The sequence below is a fragment of the Streptomyces javensis genome (genome assembly GCF_039525925.1).
GTDB lineage: Bacteria > Actinomycetota > Actinomycetes > Streptomycetales > Streptomycetaceae > Streptomyces > Streptomyces asiaticus.
The window spans coordinates 129,944-142,126 of sequence record NZ_BAAAIF010000005.1; the positions used below are offsets into that span (position 1 = coordinate 129,944).

The following is a 12,183-nucleotide window of genomic DNA, read 5'->3' on the forward strand; positions in this document are numbered from 1 at the left end:
AGTCCACCCAAGGAGACATCATGTCCTGGTATCAGGGTGCCCGGATCGCGGTCACCGGAGCCGCCGGGGGCATCGGACGGGCCACCTGCGCGTATCTGGCCGGTATCGGCGCCGAGGTGTACGCCCTCGATCTCACCGCGTCCCCCGTCGGACGGTCCATCCGCTGCGATGTCACCGACGAGGACAGCGTGGCGGCCGCGATCGGCACGGTCGTCACGGAGGGCGGCCGGATCGACGGCCTGGTCGCGGCCGCCGGGGTCGTCGAGGACGACGTGCCGGCGGAGCGGATGAGCGCCGCCGAGTTCGACCGGGTGCTCGGCGTCAATCTGAAGGGCACGTTCCTCAGTTGCGCCGCGGCCGCCCGGCGGATGCTCGACGGGGCGGGCGGCCGGATCGTCACGGTCTCCTCGATGTCCGGCACACATATCGTCAACCACCCGCAGAAGCAGTCCGCGTACAACGCCTCCAAGGCCGCCGTGAGCGCGCTGACCCGTTCCCTGGCCGTCGAGTGGGGCCCGCGCGGGGTGCGGATCAACAGCGTCGCGCCCGGCTATGTCGCCACACCGCTCAACGACCTCAAGCGCCATATGCACCCGCGCTGGAAGGAGGGCACGGTCGCCGGACGGTTCGCGGAACCCGAGGAGATCGCCGCCGCCATCGGCTGGCTGCTCGGCGACCAGGCCGCCTACTGCGTGGGCACGGAACTGCTGATGGACGGGGGGTTCGCACTCCGATGAGCGGTACATCGAGGACACCGGACGGAGCGGCGGAAGGGGACGCGATGGACCGGCGGGTGACCGTGACCGCGGACGGCGACATCGTCGTGGAGGAGGTGGCACGGGTACGGCCCGCGGCCGGCGAGGCGCGGGTGCGCACCCTGCTGACCGGGATCTGCGGCTCGGACGTCCACGCCCTCCGCGGTGAACACCCCTTCATCCCCCGGCCGTACCACCCGGGACACGAGGCCGTCGGCGTGGTCGCCGAAACCGGCCCCGGCGTCACCTCCGTGGCCGAGGGGGACCGGGTGCTGCTCGAACCCAACCTGGTGTGCGGCACCTGCCGCCACTGCCGCTCCGGCCGCTACAACATCTGCGGGGAACTGCGGGTCATCGGCTGCCAGACGGCCGGGGCGATGGCGGACGGCTTCACCGTGCGCGCCGACCGGCTGCACCGGGTGCCCGACCGGCTCACCGATGTGCAGGCCGTGCTCGTCGAGCCGCTGGCCACCCCCGTGCACGCGGTGCGCCGGGCCGGGGACCTCGCCGGCGCCGGGGTGCTGGTCCTCGGCGCCGGACCGATCGGGCTGCTCACCGCCCTGGCCGCGCGGGCGGCGGGCGCGCGGACCGTCATCGTCACCGATCCGGTGGCGGCGAAGCGGGACCGGGCGGTGCGGCTCGGTGCGGACGCGGCACTCGCGTCCGGTACCCCCGGCCTGCCGGAGCTGGTCAGGGAGCGGCTCGGCGGCGGCGCGGACGTGGTGTTCGACTGCGTGGCGGTGTCCGCCTCCATCACCCAGGCCGTGCGGTCCGTCGAGAAGGGCGGCACGGTCATGGTGGTCGGGGTGCCCCAGGGTCCGTTGGATGTCCCGCTGGACCTGGTCCAGGACCGCGAGATCGCCGTGCGGGGCTCCCTGATGTACGTCGGGGAGGACATGCGCGCCGCGATGACGCTGCTCGGGACCGGTGTCGTACCGGCCGACGAGCTCGTCACCGCCACCTTCCCGCTGGACCGGGCGGATGAGGCGTTCCGGGCCGCCGGTGGCCCGGACCAGATGAAGGTGCTGGTGAGCGTCGGCTGACCGGCCCGCGAGCACACGCAAGACGGCCGAACGAAACCGCGTGGAAGCGGCCCCAGCGAAACCGTGTCGAAGCGGCCCCAGCGAAACCGTGCCGAAGCGGCCCCAACGAAGGAGACGGCGTGAAAGCCATCGTCTACGAGCGACCCTACGCGTACCGCTACACCGACCTGCCGGATCCGGAGCCGGGCCCGGACGAGGTGCGTCTGCGGGTGCGGTCCGCGGGAGTCTGCGGCACGGATGCCCATCTCCACCGCGGCGAGTTCTCCCCCCGCTATCCGCTCACCCCCGGCCACGAGGTGGTGGGCGAGGTGGAGTCGCTGGGGGAGGAGGTGACGACGCTCGCCGTCGGACAGCGCGTCGCCCTCAACAACCGTGTCTCCTGCGGTTCGTGCGCCAACTGCCGCCGCGCCAGACCGGCCTTCTGCACCCGGCTGCGGGACCACGGTGTCACCCGGCCGGGCGGCTTCGCCGAGATGATCGTGGTGCCCGCGTCCCACTGCCACCCCGCCGATGACATCCCGCTGGACGTGGTGGCCTTCGCCGAGCCCGTCGCGTGTGCCGTGCACGGCATGGACATACTCGCCCCACAGCCCGGCAGCGATGTCCTCCTCTTCGGCGCCGGGACCACGGGGCTGCTGCTCGCACAGCTGCTGGCCGGCAGCGGCGCGGGGCGGGTGACCGTCGCGGCGCCGACCGAGGCCAAGCTGAGACTGGCCCGGGAGTTCGGCGCCGACGAGACGGTGGTCATGGACCGCGACGACTCCTCGGCCTCCCTCGGCGCGCTGCGCGCCCTGGCACCCGACGGCTTCGACACCGTCGTCGACGCGACCGGCGCCCTCACCGTGATCGAGCGGTGTCTGCCGCTGACCCGCGACGGCGGGACCGTCTTCCTCTACGGCATGGCCGGGGAGCGGGAGCGCGTCGAACTCTCCCCGTACGAGATCTTCAGCAGGGAGCTGACCATCCGCGGCTCCTTCACCCAGGCGTTCAGCTTCGATCGCGCGCTGCGGGTCCTGCGCACGGGCCGGGTGCGCACCGACGGCATGATCACCCATCGGTTCGGGCTGGACTCGTACGGCGCCGCCCTCGACGCCGTACGGAACGACCGCGGCTGCATCAAGGCGGTCATCCACCCCTGACCCCGTACGGGGTCAGAAGGTGCCGTCGATCGTGATGCCCCCGTCGACCCGGAGGGTGGCGCCGTGCACGAAGGAGGCGTCGGCGGAGAGGAGGAAGGCGATGGAGGTGGCGATCTCGGCGGGCTCGGCCAGTCGTCGCATCGGTGTGCGCCGCACCAGCGCCTCCCGGTCGAGCGCTCCCGACTCCAGGCCGCTGCGCACCATTTCGGTGGCCACGTATCCCGGCGCCACGGCGTTGACCCGGATGCCGTCCGGCCCCCATTCGGCCGCCAGGGTCCGGGTCAGGCCCAGCACTCCGCTCTTGGCGGTGGCGTAGCCGAGCCGTCCGGGGAGCCCGAAGGTCGACCCGACGGAACCGATGTTGACCACACTGGCCCGGGCGCTGCGGACCAGCAGCGGGTAGGCGCCGCGCGCGCAGTGCATCGCGCCGGTGAGGTGGACCGCGAGCTGATGGGTCCACTGCCGGCTGTCGAAGTCCTGGGCCGCCTGCCGGAAGATCACCCCCGCGCCGTTGACCAGCGCGTCGAGCCCACCGGCCCGGGTCGCGATGTCGTCGAACATCGCGGTGACGCCGGCCTCGTCGGTGACATCGACGGCGACGGCCAGATGCCCTCCGGCCACGGGGGATGCCGAGTCGAGGGCCGCGACCTGGCCCTGGGCGGCCTCGCCCTTGAGGTCGGCGACGACGACGCGCCAGCCGCGCTCGGCGAGGACCCGGGCCGCGGCGGCCCCGATCCCCTGTGCGGCGCCGGTGATGAGAACGGTGGGGTCGGCCATGGGAGATCTCCGTGGTGGTTTCGGCGTGCTGGACCCTTGAAACATTCCCATGACGTGGACTACCTGTCCAGTGAGTGATAACTTCCGTTGACCTACGGGCTCACCGACTGGGAGAGACACCGAATGACTGCACAGACGCCGGTCGCGCCGGCGGACCGCGAACTCATCGAGCACATCGAGGAACGGGCCCAGTTCGCCCGTCTGGAGACCGTGCGGCTGATCTCGATCGCCAAGACCGGCCACTACGCGTCCGGCTTCTCCTGCGCCGAGATCCTGGCCACGCTCTACTACGGGGTGATGCGGCTGCGGCGCGGCGAACCGGACTGGCCCGACCGCGATCGCTTCCTCTTCGGCAAGGGCCATGCGGCGGCCACGCTGTATCCGCTGCTGGCCGACTGGGACTTCTTCGACGCGGCCGAGCTGGATGAGTACACCCGTCTGGGGAACGCCTTCGGCGACCACCCGGACATGACCCGCATTCCGGGGATCGACTTCAGCTCAGGGTCGCTGGGCCACGCGCTGTCGGCGGGGACCGGTATGGCGATGGGCGGCCGCCTCCAGGGGCGTTCGTACACCACGTTCGTCCTGCTCGGCGACGGAGAGCTGCACGAGGGGCAGGTCTGGGAGGCGGCCCTGGGCGCCGCACACCACCGCCTGGGGCGGCTGGTCGCCATCGTCGACCGCAACGACCACTCGCTCGACGGCCGCATCGACGGTGTGACCGGGATCGAGCCGCTGCTGGAGAAGTGGCGGGCGTTCGGTTGGCAGACGCACGAGGTGGACGGGCACGACGTCTCGGCCCTGCTGCCTCTGCTGCGCTCGCTGGCGCAGGACACCGGCCGCGACCGTCCGGCCGTGGTCGTCGCCAACACCGTGAAGGGGAAGGGGATTTCCTACATGGAGTCCGAGTTCGGATGGCACCTGGGCTGGCTGGCCGAGCGGGACGAGGCCAACGCCCTGGCGGAACTGCGGGGGACACGATGAGCGTCGCACCCGGTCTCCAGCCCGAATCCTGGCACCTGCTGAGCCTGCTGGAGCAGGCTCCGGGACTTCAGGCCCTCGGCGACACCCTCGCCGACCTGGCCGACGAGGGCCATCCCGTGGTCGTGGGCACCGCCGACCTGAAGTACTCCAACGGACTGGTGCGCTTCCAGGACCGGCACCCGGACAAGTACCTCCAGTTCGGGATCTCCGAGCAGCACATGGTGTCCACGGCGGCGGGTCTGGCCACCACGGGCTTGCGGCCGTATGTGGCCACCTTCGCGTCCTTCATGGCGCTGCTGGCCTGCGAGCAGATCCGCACCGACGTGGCCTACACCCGCCAGCCCGTCCGGCTGATCGGCCACCACGCGGGGATCACCCTGGGCTTCTACGGGACCTCCCACCACGCGACCGAGGACCTGGCCATCACCCGCAGCATCGCCGGACTCACCGTGGTCGCACCGGCCGACACCGCGGCCCTGGCCGCGGTGCTGCGCGCCTCGGTGGACCTCCCGGGCCCGGTCTACTTCCGTATCGGCCGTGGCCGGGACCCGGACGTCTACCCGGCGGGCACCACCCTTCAGATCGGGAAGGCGGTCGAGCACGGGACGGGAAGCGACCTCACCCTCATCGCCACCGGCTCCATGGTCCACCCCGCCCTTCAGGCCGCGGCGGCGCTCACCGCGGACGGGTACGACGTCGGGGTGCTGGACATGCACACCGTCAAACCGCTCGACGAGGAGGCGGTGCTGACGGCGGCGCGGCGCTCCCGGCTGCTGATGACGGTGGAGGAGCACAATGTGCTCGGCGGTCTCGGCGGCGCGGTGGCCGAGCTGATCAGCGAGCACGGCGTGCCGGTCCGGCTGCACCGCCACGGGATCCGCGACCACTACAGCCTCATCGGCCCGCCCACCCATCTGTACGGGCACTACCGGCTGGACGCCCCCGGAGTCGAGGCCGAGGCCCGCGATCTGCTGCGCGCACCGGGCCGTTGACCCCGAACGGGTCCATCGCCCCCGGCGCTCCGCCCGCCTCGGCGGAGCGGCCGGGGCGGGCGGCAGGCTCCGCCGGGTCGGCAGGCTCCGCCGGGTCGGCAGGCTCCGCCGGGTCGGCCGGTTCCGCCGGGTCAGCCGAAGTCGGCGACGGCGCCGGTGACGGCCTGCCAGCCCAGCGCCCGCGAAATCTCCTGGCCGGCCTCGACCAACCGCTCGCGCAGACCGGCCGGGTCGGTACCGAGGATCGCCTCCCGGACCCCGCTGATGGACAGGGCGGCACGCACCTGTCCCCGGTAGTCCAGGATCGGGACGCCGAGCGCGGCCACGCCGACTGTGACGTCCTGGTCGCTGACCGAGACCCCGGTGTCGAGGGTCTCCTCCAGTACCGGGATCAGCGTGTCCGCCGTGACCGGGGTGGACGGGGTGAACCGCTCCACGGGCCCCTGTTCGAGGTAGTCCGACCAGGCCGAGCGGTCCTGGAAGGCCAGCAGGGCGCGGGAGGCCGCCCCGGCGTGCAGCGGCAGCGCACCGCCGAGCTTCAGGGCGAGGGACTGGACCCGCCGGCCGTCCAGCCGCTCGATGCACACCGCCTCGCGGCCGCGCTGGACGCACAGGTACACCGTCTCGCCGGTCTCGTCGTGGAGGCGCTCCATCACCGGCTGCGCGAACCGACGCTCGTCGAACCGCTCCACCACGGCGGTGCCGAGGGTGAGCAGATGGAACCCCAGACGGAAGGTGCCGCGGCGGCTGCCGCCCTCCACCATGTCCAGGCCCTGGAGGCTCGACAGCAGCCGGTAGACCGAGCTGCGGGGCTCGCCCAGCTCCTCCGCGAGCTGTGCGGCCGTCGCCTCTCCCTTCGCCGCGAGCAGGTCGAGGACCTCAACGGACTTACGGACGAGAGCCAGACCACCTTCATGTGCCACGCGCGCAAAGATATCACTCAGCGGACAGGCGGTCTCCTGGTCAGGAATCGACGCCGATGAACGGGTGCGGGGAGGCGGCGCGGGGTGCCGGGATCCGGTCGTCCCGTACCCGGCGCCGGAACCAGGTGACCTTTCCGGTGGTGGTGACGCGGGTGCCGAGGGCGTCGGCGAGGGCGGCGACGAGGAGCAGCCCGCGGCCGCTCTCGGCGTCGGGGTCGCCGGGGCGCGGCTGGGGCGTTTCGTGGCAGCCGTCCCCGACCTGGCAGATCACACAGCATCCGCGGCGCAGCCACAGCCGCAGCCACACGGGGCCGCCGGCGTGCTCGATCGCGTTGGTCACCAGCTCGTCCACCATGAGGACGATGTCGTCGGCGGCGGTGTCGGGCACCCCCCAGCAGCGCAGCGCGCCCGCCGCGGTACGGCGGGCCCGGCCTACGGCGGCCGGGTCGGTGGGCAGCCGCAGGGCCAGCCCGCACGGGGCGGTGTGGGCATCGGGCGGACCCGTCCGCCGGCGCGGCGGCGGGGGGTTGGGTGGTGAGGGGGATGCGGTGGCGACCGCCCCCGCTGGGTTCACTGTCATATCCGTACTCCTTTCCGGGCGCCGTGCGGTCCGGAAGGGGGTTGTGGCCGACTCCGTCGGGAAGGGGGCCACCTCCCAGCCTCGTAGTGATTTCTGCGACAGTCAAGATTATTCGAAGAAATTTCCACGTCGATGTCGCGGTGCGGCTTGTGTCGGGCCTGTCGTGGAAATTTCTTCGAGATGCATTGACAGTGCTCGAAACCTCTGCGACGTTGTGGATCGAGCCGCTGAGCACGTCCCACCGGCCATCCCCAGCCCGATCAGGGCCGAGCCGACCGAGGAACGCGTCGGCACCGACAGTCCCCGCTGCCGCGAACCGGCACCCGGCGGGCGGCGCACTCCCCCCAAGCCACCCCCCGCACGTCGAGAAAAGGCAATCTCATGGCAGATCGCGTCATGCCGCGCCACAGAGCGCTCGCGGCCGCTTCCGCGGGAATCGGTCTCACCCTGCTGCTCACCTCATGTGGGAGCGGCATCAGCGGTCACGGTGACGACAAGCCCATCGTCGGCCTCGTCACCAAGACCAACGACAACCCCTTCTATGTGAAGATGCGCGAGGGCGCCCAGCGGAAGGCCCGCCAGCTCGGCGTGGACCTGAGGACCTTCGCCGGTAAGGGCCAGGCCGACAACGACTCACAGGTCAAGGCCATCGAGAACCTGGTGGCCGCGGGCGCCAAGGGCATTCTGATCACCCCGGCCGACTCCGGTGCGATCATCCCCGCCATCGATCGGGCGCGGAAGGCCGGTGTCATGGTCGTCGCCCTGGACTCGCCGACGGAACCGGCGTCCGCGGTGGACGCCACGTACGCCACCGACAACCGGCTGGCCGGCCGCATGATCGGCAAGTGGGCCAAGGCGCGGATGGACGGCGAGCGGCCGAGGATCGCCCTGCTGGACCTCAGCTCCGAGCAGGTCAAGGTCGATGTCCTGCGGGACCAGGGCTTTCTGGAGGGCTTCGGCGTCGACGTCCGGAACCCGAACCGGATCGGCGACGAGCGCGACTCCCGGATCGTCGGCCACGAGGTGACCGGCGCCAACGAGGAGGGCGGGCGCGACGCCATGGAGAAGCTGCTCCAGAAGAACGGCTCCATCAACCTCGTCTACACCATCAACGAGCCCACCGCCGCCGGTGCCTATCAGGCCGTCAAGGCGGCCGGTAAGCAGAAGGACATCAGCATCGTCTCCGTCGACGGCGGCTGTCCCGGCGTCAAGAACGTGGCCGGTGGCGTCATCGGCGCGACCTCGATGCAGTTCCCCGTGAAGATGGCCGCCGAGGGCCTCGCCGCCGTGGCCGCGCACGCCAAGGACGGCGGCAAGGGTTCCGGCTCCGCCGGACAGGGCTTCACCAACACCGGAGTCTCCCTCATCACGGACAACCCCGTATCCGGTCTGGATTCGCAGAAGTCGGACTGGGGCCTGCGCCACTGCTGGGGCTAGCCCCGCGCACCACCGCTCGGGGCCGACCCCGGCGGACGTCCGGCACATCCACATATCCCTTACCGCTTCCAGGAGTTGACCGTGGTGCACGACACCGTCCCCCCACCCGCCGCAGACCCTCCCACCACCCGGCCGCGGGCGCGCGGAGCGCTCGCCCGCGGACAGTCGGCCCTGCACACCAAGCCGCTGCTCGGCCCGCTCATCGTGCTGCTCCTCGCCTCGCTGTTCTTCAGCGTGTGGGTGGGGTCCCGGTTCAGCGATCCGCTCAACATCTCGCTGATCGTCCAGCAGGTGCAGATCATCGGCATGGTCGGTATCGCCCAGACGCTGATCGTGCTGACCGCGGGCATCGATCTGTCGGTCGGGGCCATCACCGTGCTCGCCTCCGTGGTGATGGGCAAGCTGGCGGTGGACCACGGTCTGCCGGTGCCCCTGGCCCTGTTGCTCGGTGTCGTCGTCGGCGGCGTCTGCGGCGGACTCAACGGTGTGCTGGTCACCCGGTTCCGCATTCCGCCGTTCATCGCCACGCTCGGCACCCTCAGCGTCTTCTCCGCCCTCACCCTCTTCTACTCGCGCAGCGAGACCATCCGGGCCCAGGACGTGCCGCCCCTGCTGAGCTGGCCGGGCCGCTCCATCAATGTCCTGGGCACCGATGTCACCTACAGCTCGCTGCTGATGATCGGCTGCTTCGCCGCCGTGGCCTATCTGCTGCGGGGCACCGCGTGGGGTGCCCATCTGCACGCGGTGGGCGACAACCGCGAGGGGGCCCGCCTCAGCGGGATCCGCACCGGGCGGGTGCTGCTCAGTGTGTATGTGGTGGCGGGGCTGATCTGCGGTCTCGCCGCGTGGTTCCTCATCGGGCGGATCGGCTCGGTCAGCCCGCAGGCCGGTGAGAACCTCAACCTCCAGTCCATCACGGCCGTCGTCATCGGCGGGACCAGCCTCTTCGGCGGCCGTGGTCATGTCCTCGGCACCCTGCTGGGCTCCCTCATCGTGGGCGTGTTCAGCAGCGGACTCGCGCTGTCCGGAGTGGACGCCCTGTGGCAGGTCTTCACCGTGGGCGTGCTGGTGATCGTGGCCGTCGCCGCCGACCAGTGGATCCGGAAGGTGGCGGCATGAACCCCCGGAACAGCCCCCGGAACAACGCCCGGAGCACCCCCCGGAACACCGACGTACTCGCCCTCCAGGCGCGCGGTCTGGTCAAGCGCTACGGACATGTCACCGCCCTCGGCGGGGCCGATGTGGAGCTGCGGGCCGGTGAGGTCCTCGCCGTCATCGGCGACAACGGCGCGGGGAAGTCGACGCTCATCAAGTGCCTCTCCGGAGCGGAGGTCCCCGACGCCGGGGAGATCCGCCTCTTCGGGGAGCCGGTGCGGTTCCGCAACCCCCTGGACGCGCGGGACCACGGACTGGAGACCGTCTACCAGAACCTGGCCGTCGCGCCCTCCCGGGACATTCCCGCCAACCTCTTCCTCGGCCGTGAGCGCCGCAGGTCCGGCCCGCTCGGCAGGGTCTTCCGGCTGCTGGACAAGAAGGGGATGCGGGAGGAGACCCGTGAACTCCTCACCTCCCTCGGGCTGCTGACCATCCAGAACTTCTCCCAGCCGGTGGAGACGCTCTCCGGCGGGCAGCGCCAGGGCGTCGCCGTGGCACGCGCCGCCTGCTTCGGCAGCCGGGTGATCATCATGGACGAGCCGACGGCGGCGCTCGGGGTGCGGGAGTCGCAGCGGGTGCTCGACCTCATCCGCGAGATCCGCGACCGGGGTGTGCCGGTCGTCCTGATCAGCCACGACATGCCCCACGTCTTCGACGTCGCCGACCGCATCCACGTCCAGCGGCTGGGCCGGCGCGTCGCCCTGGTGAACACCTCCGACATCTCGATGCCCGACGCCGTCGCCCTGATGACCGGAGCGCTGGACCCCGCGGAGCTCGACGGCAGATCCCCGGCGGGCACCCCATGACCGCACACAGCGACCCCACCCCCACCCACCGGGAGCACGCATGAACAGCACACGGCCAGCCGTGCGCCCCGTGTCCGGCACCCCCCTCACCGGCACCTTCACCGCCCCGCCGGAGGCCGGGCCCGACGATGTGACGCTGTGGTGGCTCGGCCAGGCCGGATTCGCCCTGCGCCACCGCGGCCGGCTGATCCTGATCGATCCGTACCTCTCGGACACCCTCGCCGAGAAGTACCGGGGCCAGCTCTTCCCGCACCGCCGGATGCACCCCGCCCCGGTGGCACCGGAGGCCATCCGCGGGGTGGACGCGGTGCTGTGCACCCATGGACACACCGACCATATGGACCCGGGCACCATCCGGGCCCTGCTCCCGCACAACGACCCGCGTTTCGTCGTCCCGCGCGCCGAGCGGACGCGGGCCCTGGAGCGCGGTGTACCCGCCACCCGTCTGACCGGGACCACCGCGGGCGAACGCGTGGAACTGGACGGCGGGATCACCGTCGAACCGGTCCCCGCCGCCCATGAACACCTCGAACAGGACGGGAACGGAGACCACCGCTTCCTCGGCTATGTGCTCACCGTCGGCGGGGTCCGCGTCTACCACTCCGGTGACTGCGTCCCGTACGACGGGCAGTCCGAACGCCTGCGCACACTCCGCGCCGATGTGGCGCTGCTGCCCGTGAACGGGCGCGACCGCCACCGCACCGAGAACGGCGTCCCCGGCAACTTCACCGTCCGGGAGGCGGCCGAGCTGTGCGAGGCGGCCGGGATCCCGCATCTGCTCTGCCACCACTTCGGCCTGTTCGACTTCAACACCGTCGACCCGGAGGAGACCCGGGACGCACTGCGCCGCCGCGCCACGCCACTGTCCTGGACGGTGCCGCGGGTGGGCGACGCGTACGTCCTCACCCCGGGCGACGACCCCACCGCGAAAGAGGACCGATGAACCCCACCGAACTCCTCGGCGAACTGCGCCGCGTCCGGGTCGTCCCGGTCGTCACCCTGCCACACGTACGCCACGCCGACCCGCTCGGCGAGACGCTGCTCGGGGCGGGGCTGCCGGTCGCCGAGATCACCTTCCGCACCCCGGCCGCCCGGGACGGGATCGCCACCCTGCGGGCCCGCCACCCCGAGCTGCTGGTCGGCGCGGGTACGGTCCTGGACCGCACGACCGTGGACCACGCCATCGACGCGGGCGCCCAGTTCGTGGTGGCGCCCGGCTTCAACCCGGACGTCGTGGACCACTGCCTGGAGCGCAAGATCCCCGTCGTCCCCGGCATCAACAGCCCCACCGGTGTCGAGGCGGCCGTGGCCAGGGGACTGCCGCTGGTGAAGTACTTCCCGGCCGAGGCGTCGGGCGGACTGCGGCTGCTGGACGCCATGGCGGCTCCGTACGACGGGATGGCGTTCCTCCCCACCGGCGGCCTGACACCGGAGAACCTCCCCGACTACCTGAGCCGCCCGCACGTGGCCGCCTGCGGTGGCACCTGGATCGCCAGTACGGCGCTGCTGGCCGAGGGGGAGTACGAGGCCATCGGGCGCAACGCCCGCGGCGCGGTCGGGATCGCCGCCGCGGCCACCTCCTGAAACCACCT

Annotated in this window: 13 protein-coding genes; 10 read left to right on the forward strand and 3 right to left on the reverse strand. The window is 71.7% G+C overall.

Features of this window, described 5'->3' with window-relative positions; translation table 11 throughout:
• Window positions 1-20: 20 nt before the first annotated feature.
• From ABD329_RS07365 to ABD329_RS07375, 3 genes are all read left to right on the forward strand, one after another.
• On the forward strand, window positions 21-737 hold the full coding sequence (locus ABD329_RS07365) for an SDR family NAD(P)-dependent oxidoreductase (RefSeq protein ID WP_198277007.1): 717 nt from the start codon (window positions 21-23) through the stop codon (window positions 735-737).
• On the forward strand, window positions 734-1,798 hold the full coding sequence (locus ABD329_RS07370; protein ID WP_246618426.1) for a zinc-dependent alcohol dehydrogenase: 1,065 nt from the start codon (window positions 734-736) through the stop codon (window positions 1,796-1,798). Before ABD329_RS07365 ends, ABD329_RS07370 begins: the two co-directional genes overlap by 4 nt.
• A gap of 119 nt (window positions 1,799-1,917) precedes the next feature.
• Window positions 1,918-2,937, forward strand: a complete 1,020-nt coding sequence (locus ABD329_RS07375) for a zinc-dependent alcohol dehydrogenase family protein (protein WP_198277008.1) — start codon at window positions 1,918-1,920, stop codon at window positions 2,935-2,937.
• A 12-nt stretch (window positions 2,938-2,949) separates the two neighbouring features.
• Here ABD329_RS07375 and ABD329_RS07380 read toward each other — a convergent pair whose 3' ends face one another.
• A complete protein-coding gene (locus ABD329_RS07380; RefSeq protein ID WP_198277009.1) occupies window positions 2,950-3,714 on the reverse strand; it encodes an SDR family NAD(P)-dependent oxidoreductase in 765 nt (254 codons plus the stop codon).
• 123 nt (window positions 3,715-3,837) lie between these two features.
• Between ABD329_RS07380 and ABD329_RS07385 the strand changes: the two genes are divergently transcribed.
• Window positions 3,838-4,698 carry a transketolase gene (locus ABD329_RS07385; RefSeq protein WP_198277010.1) on the forward strand — a complete coding sequence of 287 codons (861 nt, stop codon included), beginning with the start codon at window positions 3,838-3,840 and terminating at the stop codon, window positions 4,696-4,698.
• Entirely contained in the window at window positions 4,695-5,690 is a 996-nt protein-coding gene (locus ABD329_RS07390) for a transketolase family protein (protein WP_198277011.1), read from the forward strand. The genes ABD329_RS07385 and ABD329_RS07390 overlap by 4 nt, the downstream gene beginning before the upstream one ends.
• A gap of 131 nt (window positions 5,691-5,821) precedes the next feature.
• Here the strand turns inward: ABD329_RS07390 and ABD329_RS07395 are convergent, their stop codons facing one another.
• Complete coding sequence (locus tag ABD329_RS07395; RefSeq protein WP_198277012.1) at window positions 5,822-6,613, reverse strand: IclR family transcriptional regulator; 792 nt, start codon at window positions 6,611-6,613, stop codon at window positions 5,822-5,824.
• A 40-nt stretch (window positions 6,614-6,653) separates the two neighbouring features.
• Window positions 6,654-7,193 (reverse strand): ATP-binding protein, encoded by a 540-nt coding sequence (locus ABD329_RS07400; protein WP_344316117.1) that lies wholly within the window; start codon window positions 7,191-7,193, stop codon window positions 6,654-6,656.
• 381 nt (window positions 7,194-7,574) lie between these two features.
• Between ABD329_RS07400 and ABD329_RS07405 the strand changes: the two genes are divergently transcribed.
• From ABD329_RS07405 to eda, 5 genes are all read left to right on the forward strand, one after another.
• Window positions 7,575-8,630 (forward strand): substrate-binding domain-containing protein, encoded by a 1,056-nt coding sequence (locus ABD329_RS07405; protein WP_246618535.1) that lies wholly within the window; start codon window positions 7,575-7,577, stop codon window positions 8,628-8,630.
• A gap of 81 nt (window positions 8,631-8,711) precedes the next feature.
• Window positions 8,712-9,749: an ABC transporter permease gene (locus ABD329_RS07410; protein WP_198277763.1), complete on the forward strand. Its 1,038-nt coding sequence runs from the start codon at window positions 8,712-8,714 to the stop codon at window positions 9,747-9,749.
• Window positions 9,746-10,591: an ATP-binding cassette domain-containing protein gene (locus tag ABD329_RS07415; protein ID WP_198277764.1), complete on the forward strand. Its 846-nt coding sequence runs from the start codon at window positions 9,746-9,748 to the stop codon at window positions 10,589-10,591. The genes ABD329_RS07410 and ABD329_RS07415 overlap by 4 nt, the downstream gene beginning before the upstream one ends.
• A gap of 40 nt (window positions 10,592-10,631) precedes the next feature.
• Window positions 10,632-11,534 carry an MBL fold metallo-hydrolase gene (locus tag ABD329_RS07420; protein WP_198277765.1) on the forward strand — a complete coding sequence of 301 codons (903 nt, stop codon included), beginning with the start codon at window positions 10,632-10,634 and terminating at the stop codon, window positions 11,532-11,534.
• Window positions 11,531-12,175, forward strand: coding sequence for a bifunctional 4-hydroxy-2-oxoglutarate aldolase/2-dehydro-3-deoxy-phosphogluconate aldolase (eda, locus tag ABD329_RS07425; protein ID WP_198277766.1), 645 nt, complete (start codon window positions 11,531-11,533; stop codon window positions 12,173-12,175). Before ABD329_RS07420 ends, eda begins: the two co-directional genes overlap by 4 nt.
• Window positions 12,176-12,183 lie beyond the last annotated feature (8 nt).